The sequence below is a fragment of the bacterium (Candidatus Blackallbacteria) CG13_big_fil_rev_8_21_14_2_50_49_14 genome (genome assembly GCA_002783405.1).
GTDB lineage: Bacteria > Cyanobacteriota > Sericytochromatia > UBA7694 > UBA7694.
Map to the genome: position 1 here is coordinate 28830 of PFGG01000069.1, position 24298 is coordinate 53127.

The window sequence follows — 24298 nt, forward strand, 5'->3', positions numbered from 1 at the left end:
CTAACTTATGTCAAATACCTTAGCTTTTATTCAATTCCAAAATAGAATAATAAAATTAATAAAATGTTTTATGCCTTCTAATATTAAGGTGGATAAAAATTTAAATGTACGTAATACAAATCCACTGAAAATTTATACTTCTAGACAATTGCTTTTGTTTAGAAGTTTTAGATTGCTAATTCATGCAGAGATAGAACATTTTATTGAAGAGTTAGGTGTGGGTGTAGTTAGAAAAGCTAACCAAATTTGGATATCGAATACCAAAAGCACTAAAACATTACTTGCATTATTGGCTTTTATGGATTATAAGCTCGATAAAAATGCTACGAGTTTAAATGATCGCGTTGAAAAAGCTGTTACGGAGTATTTTAATTTGATTTCTAAAAATAATGGAATTAAAGAAGATAATGTGTTGAAAATTTTATTGCCTCTTGGATTAGATAAATCTCTCATCAGCCAAACGTGGTTAAGCACAATGAATTCTTATGGTCAGAACAGAGGCGATGTTGCTCATAAAAGTTTTAAAGCAATGATTCCGATTGATCCCGTTAGCGAAATTAATAATATTAGAAATATATTAGCAGAAATCAAATTGCTTGATGAAAATTTAAGAAAAGTATCTTAATGTCCAGAATAATATTCCTGCACTCTTCAAATACCATTGTCAACGAAGGCGAGCAGAGAGTACTCACTTTTCTGGATAGATACCTTGTTCCAGCTTCAAGTAATATACAAGGCAAACAAATTGGTGACTTGGGACCGGAATATATACTCATCCCGAACTTAGAAATACCAGATCGCAGTGCTGGACGGTATTTGGAGTTTGATGCAATATTAATTGCTCCCCATGCTCTTTACTTAATCGAAGTCAAAGACTGGGGTAATTCTATTGACGGAGATGACCAGTTTTGGTATCTCAATGGGCACCGTGAATTTAAAAATCCCCATTTGGGTTTGAATAATAAATGCAGAGTAATTAGTTCTTTACTCAATAAATACAATCCTGAATTCCGCAAAATATGGATTCAGTGCATGGTCATTATTGCCCGTGATCAAACCACACTTAATTTAACGGGACATTGTAAAGATTTAACTTTTAAATTAGATCAATATTGTCTACAGTTTATTAAAAACCCACGCCTTTTAAAGACTCCCCCTGATAAACGCGTGCGAGAGAATAGTATTACCCATCTGCAAAAAGAAATTTGTGAAGCTTTGATTGGCAAAGCCCGTGCTCGCTCTAATCAACCCAAAATAATTCAAGGCTATGAAATCGAAGAAGAACTCTTTGTAGATGACCATATTTCAGAATATGTGGGCTTTAAACTGATTCAAGGAAAACGATCAGGTACAGCCAAGCGATTGCGTGTATTAAAAATTCCTCCATTGGTATCGAAATCAGAGCAAGATACTATTCGGGCAAAATTACTCAGAGATTACGAGGCTTTAGAAACTTTGGGTTCACATCCCAATATTATTGGACTCAAAGGTTTAATTGATCATGAGTCAGATCAATTTGTAGAAATTTTAGACTGGTCTGAAGAGGGCACACTTCATACAGTTATGTCTCATCGCAAATTAGAGCTTAAAGAAACCCTTGAAATTGTGAAAGGGATTGCCTTAGGGCTAAATGCGATTCACAACAAGGGCATTATTCACCGCAATTTAAGACCTGAAAATATCCTCATGACAAAATCTGGCCCCCAGATCATGAATTTTGATCGCTCTTATCTTTTTACTCCCCAAGGCCAAACTGTTTGGCAAACCATAACTCAACCAGAAGAACTCCGTTATCTTCCGCCGGAACTGGCTTTGCCTATGGGAGAATATGATTTTTATCAATCTTCTGACCTCTATAGCTTGGGGGCCATCTTTTATGAAATTCTCTGCGGATCATTGCCTTTCCCAACCCCCCTTGCCTTTGAACATGCTGGGGGTAAGCTAAAAGAAGAACAATTGCCCACATTCAATTGGGAAAAACGAAACATGGCAATTGATTCGTTGATTTCCCGTCTTTATACTACAGATCTAGAGGGCCGTTTTGGGAGTGCACAAGAATTTTTAGACGCTTATGAGCTGGCATTTGAAGCTCCTGAGGTAATTGTAATGAACCTAAATAAATCTGTTCCACCACAATCTAATGACCGGATTGGTGATTACCAAATTATTGAGCAAATTGGTCATTCAGGAGGATTTTCAGATGTTTATCGGGCCAGACATATCTTACAAAGTAAAACATATGCTTTAAAGATTAATCGGCGTGCAGTTGATGTGAACGCTTTAATTGACGAGTTTGGGATTTTGAAAGAACTTAACCATCCCCATATTGTTAAAGTGGATTGGAGCGGACAACTCCCCGATGGTCGCTATTATTTAGCGATGGAACTCTTAGATGGCCAATCTCTTCGAGAACGATTGCAGGATCCAGATCGTGAATTAAAGACCCGTATACAAGAAGGCGCTGTGGTTGCTCAACATATTCTTTCAGCGCTTCGTTATCTTCATGAGCCCGATCTCAAGACGGGAGAAATGCAAGGCAAGACTTTGTTGCATCGGGATATTAAACCTGAGAATATTGTTCATGTATCAGATCGTGGTTATATTCTGATAGATTTTAATGTGGCTAATGAGAATACTCTCGAATCGCAGCAAACCTTTACAGGAACACGCTCTTATATTGCTCCAGATTTAATTGACCCGGTTCGATTTGAAATCAACTGGAATGCATCGGCTGATACCTTTGCTTTGGGTTGCACTCTCTATGAAGTAATTTGTGGACAGCATCCTTATAATTACAAGCCGCAACCGAATGCCACTCCAATAGATCCCAAAGATATTTCAGGCTGTCAGGAAATCAGTGAAGATTGGCGACAATTTCTCCTCAAAGCAGTGCAGTTACAGACCTCTGAGCGATTCCAAAGTGCTTTAGATATGCAATTCGCACTACAGAAGGTTTTGGGAGAATTACCAACTATCGAAGTACAAGAACAAAAACGTATACAGCAGGCATTTAAAGAATCTGCTTGGATTCGGTTTTTGCGCCAATTTGGCCCTGTACCAAGTAATGACAATATGTTTGATGAGCATATTCAAAGAGCTTTAAAACGAAATAAAATTGAATCATTGCATTTTAAGGTTAGCTATTTACAGTCATTAATAGCTAATTTTAAAGAGAAAAATCCTAAATCTGTTATTTTGACAGGAACAGCAGGTGATGGGAAAACATTTAGTTGCCGAGAAATTTGGGAAAATTTAGGCGGAAACAAAACATTATGGGATGGTGGGGAAAAAATACTTCAACTTGATTTACCTAATGGTTCAAAACTTCTCATTATCAAAGATTTCAGCGAGTTAGATGAAGAAGATAATTCAATATTAGAACGTATGGCTCAAAGTATTCTTGGAAATAATTTTCAGGAAGTATTTTTGATTGCAGCCAATGATGGGCAGTTACTTGAGAGCTGGAAAAAAACAGGTGAGAGCGCTGATGTTCAGAAAGTAAGGGAAGTTATTGAGGACTTACTTTTAAGCAATACACAAGAGTTAGAGGGGTATCAACTCCATTTGCTTAATCTGAGCCGTTTGGTTCGCAGTGCAGATGAATATAAGCAAATTTTTGAAACTGTTCTCAAGCATTCTGGTTGGTCATCATGTGAAACGTGTTGTTATAAAGCCCATAAAGATCCACGTCAGGCTTGTCCTATTTGGGAAAATAGGCAACGCTTTTTAGGCGAGAATGATAAACAAATTTTGCAAGAACGCTTAATTTCTCTTTTTGAGTTATCCCAGCTAAATGGTCGCCATTTGACAACTCGTCAATTATTATTACTACTTGCCAACAGTTTATTGGGGCATCCAGAAGCAAAAGAGCGTCTACTGACTTGTAAAGACATACCTAAAATTATTGAGAATCGACAACTTTATCTCTCCAGTATTTATCGCAATCTTTTCGGAGCTAATCTGTCTGTGCAAAAACGTGAAAAGACAGATGTTTTTATAGCTCTCAATTATTTTGGCTTGGGCAAAGAAACCAATAATCGAATAGATAATACATTAATCTTTGGGGCTGAAACAGAAGATTTTGCAAAAGATTATGAAATGCTTGTTACACAAGATAGTTACTATGGCGGCCATCAAGAATATGAAGCCCAGCGCCGATTGTATATTGAGGGTGAAACCGATGATAAAGATACATTCTTGGCTTTTTTAGAAGCCCAACGACAACGTTTGTTTTTTGTAATACCACAAAACCAAGAAAAAGAAATGATGCTTTGGCATTTAACTGTTTTTCATTATGCAGGTGAGTATCTTGAACTGTATCATCAACTTCAACGAGATCAAGCTGCTTCAGAGCAAATAATATTTCAAATGGTTAAAGGGCTCAACCGTGTTATTACTGGTTTACCGACAAAAACACAACATGAACTGTATTTGAGTAGTTCAGGTTGTTATTCTCAGGCCAAGGTCAGCTCAATTTGGGAAGGATTTGTCCCAGTTCGGCCTGGAGATGAAGGAGAAATGATTGCTTTGGTTTTATCAAAAGGAAGTCCAAGGCTATTTATCATTTTCAAGGGAGGAGAAGAGCCTGTCTTTGAAGAATTAAATCTACAACTTTTTCGCTTTGAATTTTTGATGCGGGTGGCTCATGGTTTATTGCCTGGTAGTTTTTCAAATGAATGTTATGAAGATATTCTGGCTTTTAAGTCTCGTTTATTAAAAGCCTTAAGAAGAAAACAAGACGATAGAAAGTTGCGTGTGATATCTTCACTGGTAGGAATACTTCCTCATTCTATTTTTACTCAACCTCCTCCCAAAAGCACAAGTTCCATTACCTTGCGATTTATTGATCTAAATGAAGATGGCGCGTTAAAAATGGTTCCAGTAGACATTTCTATGCCTCATGAGGTGTTGGCATGACAAATATGATGCCTTCACCCCGTATAGAAGATGTAAGTTTTTGGGTCGACGAAACTATTTGGGGGCATAGACTTTATGATGAACAGCTTCCATGGCTAAGTTTGCTAGAGTTTTTGGGGATATATGACTATTTTTATGCACAAGAGCCAAAGCAATGTTTAGCTGAGCCATTAGACGAAACGGGTATGAGCCAATTGGTGTATCAAGCTCATCGCCGTTTGCATATTCGTAATATTCTTTTCAATAACCCTTATTTGAAGATCACTTTAGAACAGGCTAACTTGAGTGATGAGCAAAAATGGCATTATTGGCTGGTAAAAATGCATAATCATGCAGCAGTTCAATATTGCCTAAATGGTCAAGAAGTCAAAGAATTTGAAAGTCTTCAAGAAAATGCTTTTGAAGATGAACCTGAAAAAGCAAAGGAAATTTGTGAATTTTATTATTTAAAATCTCGCTTTGATAATTTTAAAGATTTTGCAATACTGGTTGATTATTTTCGATCAACAGCCTTAGAGACAGATACTAACAAGCGCTGGAGTTCTAAATACATATTTCCTTTTGGCAAAGATTGTTTTTTTGATGATCTTAAGGTTGAATCAACAAAAGATCAAAAACAAAAAGAGATAACCATTGTATCTTCTTCATCTGATCGGCGTTTTTTTGGAAGAACCGGTGAATTACTTTATTTGATGCTATGTCGGAGTGGTAAGGCAGAACAGATTCGAAAGGGATTAAACCAGCTTATTTTTGAGCGCAAAGATAATCAATGGAATCAACTTATTCAAATCCTTCAACCATTTACTAAAGACTCTCTAAAATCAGATAGTTTAGTGTTCAAAAACAAACATTCAGTTACAAGTAAAGTATCTCCACCCTATTTGCCTCAATCAAATTTAAAAGAGTATATTGAATTGGGCGATGATTGGGTAAATTTGTTTAATTGTAGTATGCCAAACTATGATGTCTTGCCACATCTTGCACGTATTACAGGACTACATTTAGTTATTTATTTTCTTAACCGTGCCTGTTCTACATTGGGTTATGAATCTAGCCAGATGGTTGTTGAAATTTTGGCTCCTCGAAAGACGATAATTCGTGACTTGGCTTCTCAAAGCTATTACAAAAATAATGGTTTATCCCAACAAGCAGTTAAATCTTATATTGCAACTCAACTAGAAAGCAGTGATTGGAAAGAAGCTGTAAATAACCAAAATGAAACACAGGCTATAGACTTTTTAGTTGAAACTTTTCGATGGAAAATTGATAAGGATTGTGGTAGTACGCCTGAAGCTATTTTGCAAACTTTTCAAGAAGATGTTCTAAAACGCCACAAGCAGCATTTACAAAAAGTACATTCGATTTATTGTAAAGAAATTGGACTGGCTTCTACAAGAGGGAGTCTCCGTACGCGTTATACACCTACAGATGAACTCCTAGAAACGTTGGTCTTGGCTACAGTACCCGAACGCATGGAGTTTCAGAGTTTTCTGGCGCACCTTTATCAAAAATATGGCTTGATTATTGGGGATAAACAAGCTGAACAATTTATTCAAAAAAACCAAGCCGATAAAGCCGACTTTAGTAGCAATGCTGAACGCTTAGAAGAACGTTTATTAAGCATAGGATTATTGCAACGTTTATCCGATGCCTGTGCCTATGTAATCAACCCTTATACAGGAAAAGGTAAACTATGAACGAATTGGAGTTGATTGCCAAAGTTACTACAGCTGTACTTCGTCGAAGCATTGCTACAGAAGAAAATCGGGATGAAGGTGTTGCACGTTTTCTTCTAGATCGACTAACCGAAAAACAAGTAGCACAAATCTGTGTAGAAATCTTAGATGATCCCACATTGGCTCAAAATATTAAAATTCGAATACCTAAAACCCTTATAAGCTCGGATTTAGCAAAAGAATTTAAATTACCCGAAGATATTTTGACAGATCATAAAACAACCTACTGGAGAAATGCTCCTTGTGAGCAAAGGGCAATAGTCTTAGCAAATACCAACGATGATCAAGGTCAGTCATTAAGAGACTTAACTTCTTTAGGGGCTGCTGAGATAAAACAAGAAGTAGATCTTTGGTGTCAAGTGGCCAGTGAAGGTTTGCCTTTAAGTGAAAAACAATTAATGCATTGGGTGAAATCGCTTCAAGGATTACAAGAAGGAATTTCTTGTAGCTTGGTGCAATTTGCATCTTATCTGCTTCGCACCCGTCAACAAATTGAGAACGAAGGTATTTCCTTGACTGAAGCAATGGGTTGGGCTCTACCCGCTTTACATATTCCCAAAGACTCAGGATTTTTTCGCAGTATTCCACCGCTTAAACTTGGTCATAAAGCGGAATGGCTTAAACGTTTTCAACAAGCCCGTCAAAATCGCAGCTGTTTCCTTGAAAAGCAGAATCCAAAGCGAGAGATCTTGGATGAAGAGGAACTTCGCAACAAATTTGAACAGCAAAAAGATCAAATCCCGTCTGATATTCATCCTGCGATTATAGATTTTTTAGACACTGAGCCAGGTTGGTCACCAGCATCTGAAGTTTTGGCTGAATTTGAATGGGAAGGTCAAGGTATATCGACTCTTTTTGAGATTAAACGCAGTAAAACAGATTTACCAACACTTACTTTGGACTATTATAGTCAAACTTGGCCAGATGTTTTAACGGATGATGATGTTAATTACTTACTTGCATTAAAAAAACGAAAAAGCAAAGAGCCTTTAGAACAAGATCGTGAATTTTATGAAAATCATCGCCAAGAATTAGCAGAAAAACCGAGTTTAAAATCCCAATGGGATAAATTTATTTATGGTGCAGCAATCGAATGCCAAGACTTCATATCGGGACTTCTTTTGGCTGTAGCGCGTTTATATGACCAAATCGAAAATACAGAAGGTCAGAAAACTTTAAGTATTCGCACTCAATTTGATAAAAGTCGTTCAAAATGGCTTTCTATAAATAGCGATGCTGCAACGTATTTTGCAACACGTTACAAAGGTTTAACGGCACTTATGGGGGCTTCCGTTCAATGGGATGTTCATTATTTATTTTCATACCCAGAATTTATTGAGGTTGAATCTAAAAAACAAGCTAAAAAACTGAGTAATTATTCGGCATCAAAGAAAGCCAATGAAATCAAATTTATAATGACCTTGGAGTATCAAGTCGGTAAAAGTAAAAGGCAAAGTGAAGTTCAGTTAAATTGGAAATTTAATCCCAATGCGATTGCTTGTAAATTATATGGGGATTTAAAACGTTTATCTGAATCCAAAAGTACATTTTTGAGTCCCCCGGTTTTTCTAGAAGCTGTCAGTAAAAAGGGGGATTTACAACATATTTCTTTGACTGATACGGGAACTTTACAAGCTCAGTTCAGACAGGAACGTGGAACGTTGGTTTCAGCCTATGATAAAACATGGGATATGGGTGTTATATTTTCCTCTCACCTCAAGTCATTATTGGCAGAGGGACATTTAAATTCTGAACAAGCTACTGAAATTAAGCTTGCTTGGCAAAATTTTTCAAATTTTTATAAAGAGGCTCTTGTCTCTTGGCTGACAGAAGGTGTGCATTCTGAAAAAATTATAGAACAAATGAAATCTTACGATGGATTGCTTCGAGTGCTTCAAAAGTATGCTTCGGAAGATATCGCAAGAGAGAAACTTTGGGAACCGCTTTTGAAAATAGGAAACTATCAAATCGCAGGTTACTCAATGAGCATACTTGCTCCCTGGCATCCATTTCGTTTGGCTTCATTAGCTATCCAAACTCGTCAGACTACCAGCTTAATTACAAAATTATTAACTGAGTCAGTAAAGTTTAGCGACACCAGACTTTTTTTTAAAGAACGCCTTCAAGAACTCGAACAACCCTATTATCCAGAAATTACAGTGGGTAATTTAGGCAAAGGAAAAGAACCCAAGCTTTTAAATATGACTGATTCCTTTTGTGATTACAGTTTAATGGAAAGGCCTGTATTAAGCCCTGATGGGAAGTGGGAAACAAATGAAGACCCCACACGTGCCAGTAAAAAAATAAAAGATGTTGTACAGCGTTATCTGGAATTATTACCTCATGAACGTGCCAGCTTGGATTTGGTTTTGTTTAATTGTGATAATGATAAACTTCCCCAGAAAGTAATTAAGGAATTATCTGATTTATACTCTGGTACAGATGTGATTTGTCAGGTTATGCTTCGTCATCGGAACTCATCGAAATTAACTGCTCTCTATAAAAACTTAATTGAAAATACTTCTCAAGAAGATCAGAGTCTGATCTCTGGTGAATATACCTCTGATTTTATGTCTCGTTTTCGCATAGGTATATTGCAAGAGTCACCAAACATTCAAATACACCAAGGCAAGCCAGCTGATATTGTCTTTCTTCAAGATGTTATTTCAAATAAAGCGAAAGAAGAATGGGTTGTCTCTCCACAAAGCAATTCGGGAGAAATTGAGCGTCCAAATATTCTTGATCATGTTCCTATTCGTTGGTCTAAAAGACGACCTTCACAAAAAGGAGAGCAAAAAGCTACGAATTATCTTGTTTCACCAATCCAACCGCAAGAAGGCTTAACCTATATAAAATCAATAGAATGCATGGTGGAGCAAAAAAAATCAGATCATAATTATGCTCTTCCAGTTAGACAGATTTCATTGAAAGATGATGAAATTGATACTATTCTTGATGAAGTTCATCGAATTGGAGAGTGGGTTGTCAATTATGATGATTTGTTAGATCGCAGACAGTTGAATAATTATGATGTTGAAGTGATTCGGTATCAACAAAAAAGAAACGATAAGCGTAAATTACTGATTTCTTCGTCGTCACCAACCCAAATGCTAAACGTATTAATCCAACGTCGTTTGCAAGACTTAGGTTTACAATTGGAAGACAGTGCCCAAAGTAGATTAGTCGCTCAGATTGTAGACGATGGAAAGAAAGTATCTGGTGATCTTGTCTTACGGGCTGCTAAACGTGGTGTTTTTGCAAAAGAATTAATGGGAATAGTTTTAAGTTTGGTTCTATTACAAGCTGAAATAGGACAAAAAACGCCCATGGGTGTGTTTTCACTGGATGATTATGCCAGTTGGTTTGGTCAAAAAGAACAACGTATTGCAGATATTATGGTACTGAATCCGGTTAGAGACAATAATGCTGCACAGTTAAATATTTTAATTTCCGAAGCAAAATATATTGATTTAGTAAGTTTAAGTACTTCTCAAAAATCTTCTCAAAATCAACTTCGAGATACGGTTCTAAGATTACAAAATGCATTAGATCCCACAAAAAAACGTGAAGATGCAGAAATGTGGCTTGCTAAAATTTGCGACATGCTGCTTGAAGGCATCACTCATCATCCTCAAGGGACAGACTTCAGTGGTGAACTGGAGTTTTGGCGAAATGGATTAATGAATCGGAGTATTCCGATCCTGATTCGCGGCTATTCTCATGTTTTTGTCTTTGGCTCACATGAGTCTACAGTAAATAGCCAACAGCTAATTGTGTCAAACGTATCCAATTGTATTCAAGAAATTTTCAACCGTGAATCTGTCAAAAAACTGGTTGAAGCTTATGCCGAGAAATCATATGAAAAAATCCAAGCTATTCGGCAGGATTTAGGTGATTCTATTACATTCGAAACTATTCGTCAGCCCCAAAATCCGCAAAGAGAAAAAGCAGCCTCAACTATAACCACTGTAATTAATAACCCTACAGATCCCCCTGCAACCCAAGAAGAAAAGCCAGAACCTGTTACTCAAGAATCAGGAACTATATCTCCTGACTTGTCTGAGCCTGAAGAATGCAATGGGAAAGAACAAGAGCTTCCTTGGCCACCAAAGTATCTAAAAACTTGGTTGAATACAAACTCTTTATCTCAAGTCAATGGAGACAGTGAGTCTCAATTACAAGAAGATATCGTAAGTAGGCTTAAAACAGCTCTTTACAGTTATGATTTGCCCGTTAAGATTTTAGGTTCACGTTTAACACCAAATGCCATTTTGGTACGCTTAAAAGGTTCAGATCAATTAACGGTTGATGCTGTTGATAAGAAGCGTTCTCAACTTTTAACAACGCATGCTCTAAATCTATTAAGCGTTACAGCACAGCCTGGAGAGATTATTATCTCGATTGAACGGCCTCAACGTCAGGTTATTTCTATGGCTGATAGTTGGTTGACTCGTTTAAACAATCCTACGGCTTCAAATATGAATATGAGCCTTTTGGTTGGGGTTAAAGAAATAGATGGGGAACTACTTTACTTAAATGTAGGTAGTGCTTTTAGTGGCTTACAGCAGCATGCGCCTCATACTCTTATTGCAGGTGCAACAGGCAGTGGTAAATCTGTATTATTACAAAATTTGATTTTAGATATTGCTATGACCAACACGCCTGATTTAGCTCATATCTATTTAATTGATCCTAAAGGGATAGATTATATGCACCTTGATGACTTACCACATATTCATCAAGGTATTATTTACGATCGTGAATCGGCTACAACTGTTTTAGAAAAATTAGTAGAGGAAATGGATTCTCGCTATCTTTTGTTCCGAGAGAAAAAAGCCGCCAGTTTGGATGCTTATAATCAGAAAGTCGAATCAAATCAGCGGTTACCAGTGGTGTGGTTAGTTCATGATGAATTTGCTGACTGGATGATGGTAGATGAATATAAAGAAGCCGTGACAACCTCGGTGAGCCGTTTGGGGGTAAAAGCGAGGGCTGCCGGGATTCATCTTGTCTTTGCGGCTCAACGGCCTGATGCAAATGTCTTACCTTTACAGTTAAGAGAAAATTTGGGTAATCGCCTCATACTACGCGTTGAGAGTAGTGGTACATCAAAAATTGCCTTAGGTGAAAATGGGGCTGAACAGTTATTGGGCAAGGGACATCTGTTGGCTCGTTTAGCAAATGAATCCAATCTGATATACGCCCAAGTACCTTTTTTAAGTAGCGAACAAATTGAGGAACTGACACAAATTATTAAGAAACATTATGCTAACCAATGAACTGTTAAATCCAAAATATATCTACCTTGATTATCAGGCCACGACTCCTCTTGACCCCCGAGTTAAAGAGAAAATGCTTACCTATATGGATGCTGATTTTGGTAATGCCAGCAGTGCGGATCATGAATTCGGGTCTGTCGCTAGTAAGGCAGTAAAAGCAGCAAAAAAACAAGTTGCAGCTCTAGTTGGAGCCAATCCAAGAGATGTCTATTTTACTTCTGGAACAACAGAAAGTATCAACTTGGCAATTCAAGGGTATGTACACAAGCACAAACAACCTAAAAAGCCTTTTCGTCTGGCAACCCTACCTATCGAACACAAAGCAGTTTTGGATACTTGTAAATTTCTAGAATCTAAAAAATTAATTGAACTGGTTTTTCTTAAAATAAATAGTGAAGGCCAAGTTGATATAAATGATTTAGCTTTTCATGCTCAAAAAGGGTTGGATTTTTTGGCCGTTATGGCAGCAAATAATGAAGTGGGAACGATTTATCCTGTAAAAACGATTGCTGAAATAGCTAATAGTTATCAGATTCCTTTTTTCTGTGATGCTTCTCAAGCAGCAGGTAAAATACCATTAGAATTTGATGAATGGGGACTCCAGTTTTTGGCTCTCACAGGACATAAAATGTATGGCCCAAAAGGCTGTGGGGCTCTGATAATGGAGCACGGCATTGAAATTGAACCCCTTTTTTATGGCGGAGGTCATCAAAATGGCATTCGCCCAGGCACATTAAATGTTCCTGGAATAGTTGGTTTAGGTGAAGCTTGTTTTATCCGACAACTTGAAATGTTTGAAGATGAGCGAGCCATTTCTAAAATGAGAAATCAGTTACAATCACTTCTTTCAGACTCAATACCTAACTTAAAAATAAATGGCGATTTAAATCAACGTTTATCAGGTAACTTGCATATCTCTATACCTGGCATTGAAAATCAAATGATGATCTCGCACTTAAGGTCTCATTTGGCTATCTCAACAGGTTCAGCTTGTACGTCAGGCTTGGTAGAACCTTCTTTTGTGCTTCAAGCTATGGGCTTATCCTATGAGCAAATGGAAGGGGCTTTGAGAATCAGTTTAGGTAAATTCACAACAGAAGAAGAAGTTCAAAAATCGGCACAGTTAATCATTGATGCTTATCATAAAATTAAATCCTTGATATCTTAAAATCATGCCAGAAATTCACCGTCATAAAACAGCCATTCATCGAGGAGAACTCTCCAAACCTGTGCGTTTGGCTTTGGAAGATGGCCTTCTCACTCAAGAGAATACCTTCTTTGATTATGGTTGTGGACGTGGAGGCGATTTGCAACGATTGAAGCGCAAGGGTTTTCAATGTGAGGGGTGGGATCCCAAATACTGCCCCGATGCCGAAAAAAAATCCTCAGAAATTGTTAATTTTGGCTATGTTCTGAATGTCATCGAAAATCCCCAAGAGCGAGTCCACACACTTCAGCAAGCCTGGAGCTTGGCTCAAAATATGCTGATTGTTTCAGCTCAGCATGTCATGAGTGCAAATCTCAAAGATGCCAAACCTTATAAAGATGGCTATCTCACCCAACGCAGCACCTTTCAAAAATATTTTGAGCAACAGGAATTAAAAGCTTTTATTGAACAGCATTTACAGGTAAAATCTGTACCTGTAGCACCCGGAATTTTTTATGTTTTTAGAGATGAATCGCAAAGAGAAAACTATCTCTCTCAACGCTACCGTCGCCAAACTGCTCGGCCACGTGAACTGGTCAGCGATCTTCTCTTTACCCAACATCAAGTTCTTTTTCAAACTATTATGGATTTTTATACAGATCGGGGCCGTTTACCTGAGCCAACAGAAATTCCAGAAGGGCCAGATATTGTAGCTGAAATTGGCAGCATGACAAAAGCTTTTGGGATTCTCAAACGCAAAACGGATCCCCAACACTGGGAAAAAATTCGAGTAGACAGAGCCTTAGACCTGATTGTTTATTTGGCTCTATCACGCTTCGAAGGGCGTTCAAAATTTACCCACTTGCCCTTAGCTCTGCAATACGATATCAAAGCACATTACTCAAGTTATAAAAATGCTTGTGAGTTTGCTGATGATTTGCTTTTCTCTGTGGGTAACCTTGATGTGCTTAAAGGTGCTTTCAAAAATTGCAAAGTAGGAAAAATGTTGCCTCAAGAATTGTATATACATATCAGCGCCTTGCCACATTTACCTCCTGAATTGCGGGTTTTAGAAGGTTGTGCCAGAGCCTTTATTGGAAATATTGATAACGCAAATATCATAAAAATTAGTCGGTTTAAACCCAAGGTTTCTTACCTCTATTATCCAGATTTTGATAAGGATCCCCATCCAAGGCTAGAATCATCTCTGTTGGTTCATTTGGGTAAATATTATGAATCCTATAGAGATTACTCTCTATATACAAATCCACCTATCCTTCATCGAAAAGAAGAGTTTGTTTCAGAACATTATCCATTGCGAGAGAGATTTGCAAAATTAACCCATGCAGAAGTAAAAGCCGGTTTATATGAACAGCCTTTGAAAATCGGGATGAAACAAGGATGGGAAGAAGTCTTAAAAGAAAAGAAAATTCTATTTAAAGGACATCGTCTTATTAAAATTTAAATTGGTACAGATGAAGTAAAGATATTGAAATTTGCTTCAGAATTCATCAGAGTCCTCCTCATTCAAACATTTTGAATATCAAGCTTGTGTTACAAAAATATCTCATTTATAATGCGTAAATAAGCAAAAATATGTGGAGCCCTTCTTTCAGTGAATGCCAGCTTGAATATTCTTGATCAAGGTGAAGCCCTTGAGCGTATGCGTTCCCAAGCCAAAACACAGGAAAAGTCCCTGATTTTGAATTTCTCTCCTGAAACCCTTTGGCCGCTTGTTTCGAATACCGATCTGCTCAATCAAAAAATTGGCTTGCAGGCCACTCAAAACAGTTTTGCGCCACTGGAGCAGGGAGGAAGTCTGATGGCGGTCGAAACCAAAGCGGCCGGATTAAAGCAGATTTATCAGGAACTGCCCTTTGAATGGCTTGAACCGCATTTCCTCACCGTAGAACGTGTTTATCAACAGGGGCTGTTTAAATATCTCAGGTTTACAATTTTGCTTGAAGCACAGGCCGAAGCGACCCGCCTCACCTGTCGGATTGACTATTTGCCCGCTGCGCCCGATCTCTTGTTGGCACCTGCTGTTAAAGAGAATCTTTCAAAGATGGTGCATTTCTGGGAGCAGATCGGAAGCGCTCTAGAAAACGGAGCGCGGGGGGTCGAAGTCTTTTTTGATTCCCAACAACCCAAGCAGAAAGAATACCAAACTTTGGTTTCGCGTTGGCAGAAACTTGCCCCTGAATCTCCTGTGCCTGAGCCGCTGGCCCGCTTTTTGCTATTCGCCCCTGAACGCTATGCGGGTCGGATTCGCCCCTTTGAATTGGCCCAGTTCTACTGCTTGGATTCGCTTGAAACCCTTCGCTTTTGCCTCAAAGCCACTTGGGCAGGTGATCTGCATTTGCGCTGGGATTTGCGCTGCCCAGGCTGCAAGGGCCCCAAAGAAAACAGCCTGCATCTTGAAAATGTGGTTCACCAGGCCTATTGTCCCAGTTGTGCGGCAGGTTATCAGATCGGTTTTGATCAGAATTTGGAATTGAGTTTTTTTCCTGATTCCCGTCTGCGTCAACTTGAAGAAGAGCATTTCTGTGCCGGTAGCCCTGCCAATACTCCGCATCTGGCGGGGCAATTGAATCTGTGGCCTTTGCAGGAACGTGAAGTGAAATTAGATCTCATGCCCGGTGAGTATCTGGTAAATTCTCTCTCTGCGCGCGGAGAATTGATTCTGAGGGTTTCTGAACAGGGGCTTTCAAGTTCAGTTTTGAATCTTGATGAGGAATGGTCTGAAGCCCTGATTGAGCTGTCTCCGCGAGCTTCATTGCGACTGAAAAATGGCAAACCCTATTTTCGCAATTTACAAATTGAAAAAACGGATTGGGATGCACAGGTCTGCAGCGCAGCTTTGGTCAGCTCTTTGCAGGATTTTCGCGACTTGTTTGCCTTAGAGGCACCCGTTGCTTCTTTGCCCCTTTCCCGCTTGACTGTTTTGGAATGCGAATGGCTCTCTCCAGACCTAACTTTGGCGCCTGAAGAACTTCAAGAGATACTCGGGCTGGTTATCCAGGAGCGAGATGGCGCCTTGGTGAATACCTGTGAATTGAAAGCGCGTGCTGTTTTTCAAGACCCATTAGATGCGATTCGCGCGATTTGGTCTTTACAACAGCGTCTTCAGACCTTGAATCATGGCTTGCAGGATTCTGAAGCTCTGGGCTTTAAAGCGGGAATTGCAGAGGGTGTCTGTGAAACATGGACGCATGAGGGGCATCTTGATTATCAAGGTGAGGCCGTTGAGTGGGCTGGATTTCAGCGCGACCTGGCCCAGTCTGGGGAGGTGGTCATTGATGCGGCGCTGTTTAACGATGCCGATCTACAGTGGTTTTTGTACAGGGTCAGAGCGCAGGTCAAAGCGTGTCTTCTGCCGCTTGAGAACCAGGAATCTTTGACCGTATTTACGATTCGTTTTCAGGGAGGTCAGGCATGAGCCCCTTTCTCTTCAGCAAAGGAAAACCTGCAGCCGTAGATTTTGAGGCTTTAAAAGCCGCTTCAAACTTTAATCGCAAACCGGTGGCACGCTTGCGTGAACTCAAGGCTGATCAAGATCAGGAAGCCCTTTTTTTGCCACCTGAACTGAATCGACAGGAGGTGGCCCTGGCACAAACCGAGGCCTTGACTGAACTGGCAACTGGGGGTGTACTGGACTCTCCAACCCAGGCCGCTCTTGAAAAAGCAGAGTCACGTGAAGATTTACAGGCCTTGGCCCGCCAGGTCAAACTTCAAAAGTCGAACCTGCGCTGTGAAAAACTGAAAGATTTAGAGCATGCGATTGTAAGAAGCCTGGAGCAAGCTGTGCATGAATCGGGATTGCATGCGCTGCAAGCGTTTTTACTGCATACGCAGACCCGTCTCAGTCAGGCCTATACAGGCAAATTGGCGATTTCAGAGCAAGAGGGCATGGCGTTGGTTCGTCCTTTTTTACAACGACAGAGTCAAAAAATTGAATGTCTGCGTTTGCAAAATCCCGACATGCTGGGGGCTGTCTTTCAGGCTGAAGAAAAAATTCTGAGCCGTTTGAAAGCCGCCAATCCCTTGCCGCCATTGGAACGAAGTGCCTTGTTGACTTTGGCTGAAGTGATCAGCAAAAGTTTGAAGGTGCTCTTGGCAGAGAAAAATTCATGGGCTCCGACAGAGTCTCATTCCAGCGAAATAGCTCCTTCTGATTTGCCGGAAGTGCTTGAACCCGATCAGATTGAAACGCGTCTCTTTGCGCTGAGGAGTCAGTTGAAAGAAGCGGATGAAAACCAAAAAACGAAAATTCAGGCCGAGATAGACCATTTAAATTCGCTTTTGCAAAACCTCGAAGCAGAGACTCGGCTTGGCTTTCTCTGCCGTCTGCAACGCAGTTTGGATCAACAATGGGCACAGTTGCTTGAAATTCAAACTGCTCTCAAGCAGGTTCCGCATGAAAGCCATTGTCGCCAATTGCACCGTGACGCCTTGATGATGAAAAATCGTTGTTTAAGTGAACTGAAACGGGGCAGCCAAGACTTAGCCCTTGCTTACCCTTTACAAGCTGGCCGCTTGGGTTTTGAGAAGCGCTTGGGTTATTTTCAAGTACAGCAAGAGGTTCCTGCCTTGAGTGAGCGTGATCGTGCCGTTTTTCAATTAAGTGCAGACTTTCAAGCTGGAAATGCTGAACGTGATGCACTTCAGACTTTATTGAACAGCCTTTTAAAACTCAGCGAAGCCTATTTAGAACTCAAGATTCAGATTCAAACAGCCTTGAGGCGGACCCGTGCTCAGGCTCAACTTGAGGCACTGACTGCGCTTGAATCTGCGTGGGATAAGACGGATTCCCTCCGCCTGGCCCAGATCGAGACCTACTGGCAGGCAGACCAGGAGCAGCTTTCTGCACTTCAGCTTGAATTGATACAAACCCCTGTGGATCGTCTGGTGGAATTACAAACCTTGCGCCGAACGATTCCGGCCAGGGTCTAAGGAGAATTTCAGATGCCTTCTATCTCATCACAAAGTCCCAGTTTTACACCTTTATCACCTGCCCCGGCCCCAAAACGTCTGCCCTTGGCAGAAGCACGTCAGAAAATTCTGGCCGATGGCAAAGTGGAGCAGAAAGAGATTCGTGTTTTAGATCAGTTGCGGATTTCATCTGCCGCTCGCAGCTCCCTCAATCGCAATCAAGTGGCGCAAACAGATCAAGCTGTGAATCAGGCGCAGGCCAATTTGAGCTTTCTTTCCCGTCTGCAGCAGACCCTGCAATCTGGCGAAAACCTGTCTGGGAGTGAGATTTCGACCCTTGCAGGCGAGCTGAAAATCAGGCAGGGAGCTTTGAATCAGACTGTTCAGGGCTTCGAGCGGGCTTTAAATGATCCTGCTTTATCTGGCTCGAATCGAGAGGTACTTGCTTTAGAGCTTAAGGTGGCAAAACAAGAGTCTGCTTTATACTCCCGATTAGAAAAAGACATCTCTGTTCTGGGGCAAACCCTTGCGTTAAAAAAAATCAAGCAAACGAATATCAACCAAGCCCAGGTTTTAGAACAAAATCAGAAACCCCAAGACCCTTCAAAAGCTCAGGCCGCCATTGTGCAAATCAGGCAAGAGAATCAAACGCTGGCGGATAGCTATGAAAAGGTGGGTGCGGCCTTTGTAAAATCTCGTGAATTGCCTCTGTCTCCAGGTCAATCAGGCCCTCCGACGGTCTCGGTCAACCCAACGGGTCAGTTGATTCAAATCCTGACCCAAGTTTTACGCGACCCGCAATCGCCAGCCAAACTCAGCCCAGAATTGGTGTCCGAGGCGAAGCGTGAAGGGCTACTTCCTTCCTCAGAAATTGATCGCTTGCAGGCAACAGTTCTGAAACAAGTGGAAAACAATCAAAAATTGTTGGAACTGGATGCACGTCTTGCTCAAATTAAACCTTCGGACACTGCGCCAACTCAGCAAACGGCAGGAACACCTTCTCTTTCCGAGCCTGTGAATAAAATCATTGCGGGTGGGGAGATTTCTACCGATTTAAAAAATCGCTTACAGACACTTTCTCCCCAGGCGAGAGAACGCTTGAATCAGAATCCAGAACTATTGAAAAATTTCAGTCAAGTCTCCAACGAACTGGTGGAAGGTTTGCAGACTGCCGGACGCAGTGGGGTTTCTTCCTTTTCACGTCAATTGAATCAAGCCTTTGTTCGTTTTCTTGAAACCCAGGATGCGCAAGCCCTCTCTTTGGTGGCTTCAGGCTCCCCTTCAACCCCTCAATTGGGACAATATCTTGTCAATCAGAGTGGGGTCGCAGATCTGGCCCGACGTGCAGAACTCGAAAAACAGATCAAACCGTTTCAAGACGCGGCGGGTCTTTTGGCCGGTCGTCAGATTGAATTGGATTTTGGCAAAGATTCACAAGGCAAAGATTTGAAAATATCAGGTAAAGATCTGAACCGGAACAATTACGTGGAAACTTTGGCGCGGGCCGCTGCTGAGCTGGGAGTCGAACCCCGTGTCTTTGCAGAATATGTTCGCAATCAGGTGCTAGAGAATCCTGATCAAAAACGTTTTCTTGTGGATACCCCTGAAAAACAAAAGGCTTTTAAAAGCGCTGCAGACCAAGCTGCTCAGGCACCAGGAGCAAAATTTGAAGATTATCTGGCGAAGGGTGCTGATTTATTCAGCAATTTAAAAGAGGGCCTTGAAGCCCCTCAAAAAATTCTGGACAAGGAATTCTTTTCAGGTGACACCCTTGAGCGGGAAGATGCCCGGCCACAAAATATTACTGAAAGTTTAAAAACTTTGCAGGACGCCAATGCGGGGGCTGTGGATAAACTGGCGGCTGCGGGAACCTTGGTTCAAGCCTATAAAGGCTTTCTTGAAAGATTTAATACGCTTTCAGACCAACAGGATCAGCAAAAATTACTGCGGAATTTTTTGGGGCCAGGCAAGTCACCTGAAGAATTTATCAAGGGCCTGGATGGGATTGGGGGGGCATTGGGGACTTTTTCCAATTTGAGGGCTATTGCCAATAATCTGAATTCACTATATCAGGGGAGCGATCCGATTCGCTTTCAAGCGGTGCCTGGTAGCAATGCCCTGCAATTGCCTGAGGGTAAAGCCGCGATTTTCAATGAGGGAGATTCTGTCACCCTCGATGGGAAAAATTATCAGGTGAAAGCGGTAAATACTGCGAATCACCAGATTGAATTAGAACCCTCTCCGACGGTCGCGAACGGCCAGTTACGCGCCAATTTTTCCTTGACAGAAAAGGGCTTAAAAGGTTTGGAAATTGTTACTAAAACTTCAGACATTGTTGAATCGGCACATAATTTAGCAAAGGCTTCTCCCTTTGTCGCAGAAGCGCTTAAAAAGGGCGGAAATTTGCTGCGCAATGAAGCCCAGTTTCTTAAATCTGCAATTACGGGCCTTGTCAAAGATGCTCAATTGGCTGAGAGGGTGAGTGAATTCACAAGCTCCCTGCAAAAAACCTTCAACGCAATCTCGCCTGGGGTAGGAGACCAATTCATTGCCGCCCTGAGTCAGAAACCTGAGTTATTGAAAAAATTTACGAGTTTGGCAGGAAATATTAACAGCTATGTGGGGTTGGATAAGCTGACCGAGGGGTTAAAAGCTGTCATTCCCAAAATTATTGATCTGGGGCCAGAAAAAATTGCAGAAGCAGCCTCTACGGCCAGTGGGCCGGGTGCTTTAAGCGCGAAGGCAGAAAGCCGGATCCCTGTTTTGGGTTTTTTAGCGAATGTGGGTTTTCTTTCAAAGGATTTGGGCACCTTGATTGGGGATTATCGAGCGGGCAAGGATGATTTTACCAATTTCAATAATCTGGTGGGTGTGGTCAGTGACGTGGCCTCCTTCTTTCCTGCGGGCCAATCACTTTCTCTGGTGCTGGATTCCTATAGCATCGGGGTGGGTGTGGGAACCTTGATCAATGAAGGGACAGGTTTAAAAGAAGCCATTCAAAACCAAGTCAAATTTCAAAACGGGATCAGTGATCAACAAATTGCCCAGGAAACGCTCTTCAATGCGCTGAATAAGGAGGGCGTAATTGGCAATGGTGAAGCCCTGCTGAGAACAGCTCAAAAGGGGGTTGGCAGAGCGATTGTGCGTGCAAGCAGTGAGGCAGATCTGAAAAATATGCTGGCACTCTCTATTGACGGGGATTTAAAAGCGGGACGTATTAGCAAAACCGAAGCACTTTTGTTGCGCAGAAACGCCAACTTGCCGGATCTGGATGGGGAAATTCTTGATAATGCCAGTTATCGTCAGAAGATCGCGTCTCAGTTGAATCAAGATTTAGATACTGGAAAAATTACGCAAGCAGAAGCCTTTGTGTTTAAATTGGCATTGGAACAAGAGCCTCCCACCACTTTGGCTGGGGTTCCTCAGAACAGGAAGAATCAAGAACTCAAGAAGACCACCTTCAGCATTGAACCCTCATCTGCCTCAGCGCGTCCAGAGGAGGTGATTCGGATCGATATTTCTGAAGAACCTGTAAAATCTGAAAAAACAAATTCCCCGATTGAACTTACCGTGTCGGGCCAGCCAGCCCAGACACCCGATCTTTCTGAGCCTATTTTGCCAAATGCACCTGGTAAGATTCAGATTGATACGCCATCGGGCCAAGATAAAAACTTTCAAATTCAAGTGCCACTGTCTCCTCCCCCACCCTCTCCCGTTCAAGAACCCCAAATTTCTATTCAAAATCCGAAAAGTGCCCCCACCTTGGAGGTTCCACTGAGTCAAGATGGCACCCTGAGGCAAACAAGTATTCCCAGTTTTCGGGGTGTTTTCTTGACGCGCACCCAGATTGAAACTTCTTTGAATCAATTAAAACAAGCTGTTCAATCAGAGCGAAATCCAGTCAAAAGGATGCTTTTACAGAACAAAGTAGATAAATTGCAGCTCTATATTCAACAAGGGGCTCCTGGAGCAGTACAATCTATTTTTTCCTAATTTTCAAACTATTCAACTTTCAGGGTTACCCTATTCGACATAAATGAAAAGGCATTCGTTTCAACTAAAGATGCTCTGAGCAGATTCTCATTTGAAAATAATTAGAAAAAAATTTAAAAAACTGGCAAACTCCACTTGCAATTTTTGTGAGCTTTTGCTTATGATAAATATCAAGCTGATTCTAAACCAGATTTTCCAATCTGGATTTTCATTTGAATCTCGCTTACAACAATTTTTTTCTTGATTGACAAGGTAATGGAAATGATACAGATAAGTATAAATTATGAAATGAGTTGCTCCAATTATATGGGCAACGCCCTTCCATTGCCAGGATACCGGCAGCAACTGTGAGATAAGTTTCTCCGGTCATCCTGACAAAACGGATGACACGGAGATCAAGTGCAACTGGTATTTAACCTTCACCCCAGCCCTGACAGGCGAATGCACGGGATCCCCCCGTCATCCCTGGCAGGGCTAAATTTTTTACCCTCTATTTTATTCTAAACAGTTTCTGTTGAGAAATTCCAATTTTTGGAATGTTTTTGTATTGGATACGTGGCAGAAAGGCAATTGCACCCGCCTGCTAAGCGGGGGCCTTGAAAAGGGCATCTGGGTTCGAGTCCCAGCGTATCCGTTGATCCGAGGTAGCTCAGTGGTAGAGCGTCCGCCTGTTAAGCGGAAGTGCGTGAGTTCGACTCTCACTCTCGGAGCCTTGCCCGGTATAGCTCAAGGGAAGAGTGGTCGGCTCATAATCGACAGGTTGTTGGTTCAAATCCAACTACCGGGATCTTGGGACATGTGACGCAGAGTGGAAATGCATCGGTCTGTAAAACCGACGGCTTATTGCCTTCGCTGGTTCGATTCCAGCCATGTCCATAGCATGAGATTGATGAGAAGAAATGAGGTCGAAAATGAAGTATTTTAATTAATTTATCCAATCTGCAGAAAAATGAAACCTGTGCAAGGGGATGGTTTTGAATTATAGAGCAGCCTTGGCTTTTCAATCCAGTGCCAAACTGGAATTGTATTGAAAAAAATATCCTTGTTGATGCGCAGATTGTTTTTATTCCAAAGCAGAGCAGGAATGAGTACTCTTATTTCAAGTCATTGTCTGTCGTGATTGGAGTCATTGGTTTAAATAAATAGAAGATATATGCAAATAAAGGGTTATTTTTGAGGATATGTATCCAGAGTTTTGCACTTTTTATTTGCTTCTTCAGATCAAATTATTTATGGCTTCGTTTGACCTACTGGCGGTTTATTTCTCTTAAGATATTGAATTACCCGGCCCTTTTCAGCGAGCAATTTTTTGGCTTCTTTCCAAGTGGGCAATTGATCACCTTCGTAGGTATAAATTCTCACCTCTTGGGCCAATTTCTGACCCGATTTGATGGCTTCAAGGTGCGCACCTGAGTGCGAGAAGCGTTCAAGTGCCTCTTTGCTTTGCCAGGCAGATACCGTGTAATGCATCCAACCAAAGCCTGTGTTTTTCATTTTAATAAAGCCCGATTGTTTTTGGGTCTGCTGGGTAATTTTTAATCCATGCAATGAGAGTTCAAAATAAAACCACAAAGCTTTCAACTTTAAGGAAGTAACCGTGATATACATCGTGCTGCGATTATTCTTTCATTTCTGTAATGGGGATGACCAAGCCATAACCTGCATATCTTCTCAGTTTTTTCTGGGTTTCAAGTGGGGTGAACGGACGCATCATGTGAAAAAAGGTTTTCAAATACCAGGGATATGGGGCGGGTCTTTGGTAATCTTCACAGACTTCTGCATAATAGCGCATTTCTGTCGCTTGCCAACCCTGTGCTTTAAAAAAACCGAACCAGTCAGTGGGAATAAATTTAAAGGGGGCGTTTTGCATATTTTTTTTCATGCCCCCCCGATTTCGAAATTTAAGTGTTTCAGGGGAATGGTATTCGACAATCCACTGTTTGACCTGGGTCATGGCTCTGAGGTCTTGGGCCAACAGGCTGGCTTCTTCAAAACTGAGATAGGGCATCAGGCCTTCAGTGAGAATCAGAATTTTTTTTGCTCTTTGGTTCCAACCTTGAAAACAGGAGCGTCTCGCTTGCAGATTGGCGAGATCGAGCGGGTGATGTAGAAGCTTGCAACGGGGTGAATAGTCAGCCAGTTTTTTGATCTTATAGTCCAAGAGATGGGCTTTGTCGATTTCAATCCAGGTTAAAATTTCAGGTAAATCCAGTCGGTATGGGCGAGTATCTAAACCTGCTCCCAGATTCACCACCATATCCACTCCCTCGGCGACAGCCTGTTGGATAAAATCA

At 41.0% G+C, this 24298-nt stretch carries 12 protein-coding genes and 4 tRNA genes; 13 read left to right on the plus strand and 3 right to left on the minus strand.

All coding sequences use genetic code 11. From position 1 onward, the window contains the following. Window positions 1-7: 7 nt before the first annotated feature. From COW20_19115 to COW20_19155, 9 genes are all read left to right on the plus strand, one after another. Entirely contained in the window at window positions 8-625 is a 618-nt protein-coding gene (locus COW20_19115; protein ID PIW45750.1) for a hypothetical protein, read from the plus strand. After that, the gene (locus COW20_19120) at window positions 625-4917 is read left to right on the plus strand and encodes a hypothetical protein (protein ID PIW45751.1); all 4293 of its coding nucleotides are present in this window, start codon (window positions 625-627) and stop codon (window positions 4915-4917) included. Before COW20_19115 ends, COW20_19120 begins: the two co-directional genes overlap by 1 nt. Further along, window positions 4914-6614: a hypothetical protein gene (locus COW20_19125; GenBank protein PIW45752.1), complete on the plus strand. Its 1701-nt coding sequence runs from the start codon at window positions 4914-4916 to the stop codon at window positions 6612-6614. The genes COW20_19120 and COW20_19125 overlap by 4 nt, the downstream gene beginning before the upstream one ends. Next, on the plus strand, window positions 6611-11932 hold the full coding sequence (locus COW20_19130; GenBank protein PIW45753.1) for a DNA translocase FtsK: 5322 nt from the start codon (window positions 6611-6613) through the stop codon (window positions 11930-11932). The genes COW20_19125 and COW20_19130 overlap by 4 nt, the downstream gene beginning before the upstream one ends. Continuing rightward, a complete protein-coding gene (locus COW20_19135; GenBank protein PIW45754.1) occupies window positions 11919-13100 on the plus strand; it encodes an aminotransferase in 1182 nt (393 codons plus the stop codon). Before COW20_19130 ends, COW20_19135 begins: the two co-directional genes overlap by 14 nt. Window positions 13101-13104: 4 nt before the next feature. Next, complete coding sequence (locus COW20_19140; protein ID PIW45755.1) at window positions 13105-14544, plus strand: DNA phosphorothioation-associated methyltransferase; 1440 nt, start codon at window positions 13105-13107, stop codon at window positions 14542-14544. A gap of 150 nt (window positions 14545-14694) precedes the next feature. Further along, entirely contained in the window at window positions 14695-16518 is a 1824-nt protein-coding gene (locus COW20_19145; protein PIW45756.1) for a hypothetical protein, read from the plus strand. After that, window positions 16515-18032 (plus strand): hypothetical protein, encoded by a 1518-nt coding sequence (locus COW20_19150; GenBank protein PIW45757.1) that lies wholly within the window; start codon window positions 16515-16517, stop codon window positions 18030-18032. The genes COW20_19145 and COW20_19150 overlap by 4 nt, the downstream gene beginning before the upstream one ends. Window positions 18033-18044: 12 nt before the next feature. Further along, a complete protein-coding gene (locus tag COW20_19155) occupies window positions 18045-22004 on the plus strand; it encodes a hypothetical protein (GenBank protein PIW45758.1) in 3960 nt (1319 codons plus the stop codon). 87 nt (window positions 22005-22091) lie between these two features. Here the strand turns inward: COW20_19155 and COW20_19160 are convergent, their stop codons facing one another. Continuing rightward, the gene (locus COW20_19160) at window positions 22092-22349 is read right to left on the minus strand and encodes a hypothetical protein (GenBank protein ID PIW45759.1); all 258 of its coding nucleotides are present in this window, start codon (window positions 22347-22349) and stop codon (window positions 22092-22094) included. Window positions 22350-22553: 204 nt separating this feature from the next. Between COW20_19160 and COW20_19165 the strand changes: the two genes are divergently transcribed. From COW20_19165 to COW20_19180, 4 genes are all read left to right on the plus strand, one after another. Further along, window positions 22554-22638: transfer RNA gene (locus COW20_19165), tRNA-Ser, on the plus strand. Between the two features lie 4 nt (window positions 22639-22642). Next, window positions 22643-22717: transfer RNA gene (locus tag COW20_19170), tRNA-Asn, on the plus strand. Between the two features lie 2 nt (window positions 22718-22719). Continuing rightward, window positions 22720-22791: transfer RNA gene (locus tag COW20_19175), tRNA-Met, on the plus strand. 5 nt (window positions 22792-22796) lie between these two features. Further along, a tRNA-Tyr gene (locus COW20_19180) sits at window positions 22797-22880 on the plus strand. A gap of 354 nt (window positions 22881-23234) precedes the next feature. Here the strand turns inward: COW20_19180 and COW20_19185 are convergent. Beyond that, complete coding sequence (locus tag COW20_19185; protein PIW45760.1) at window positions 23235-23612, minus strand: DUF3291 domain-containing protein; 378 nt, start codon at window positions 23610-23612, stop codon at window positions 23235-23237. Between the two features lie 10 nt (window positions 23613-23622). Next, a partial coding sequence (locus COW20_19190; protein PIW45761.1) for an SAM-dependent methyltransferase occupies window positions 23623-24298 on the minus strand: 676 nt, incomplete at its 5' end.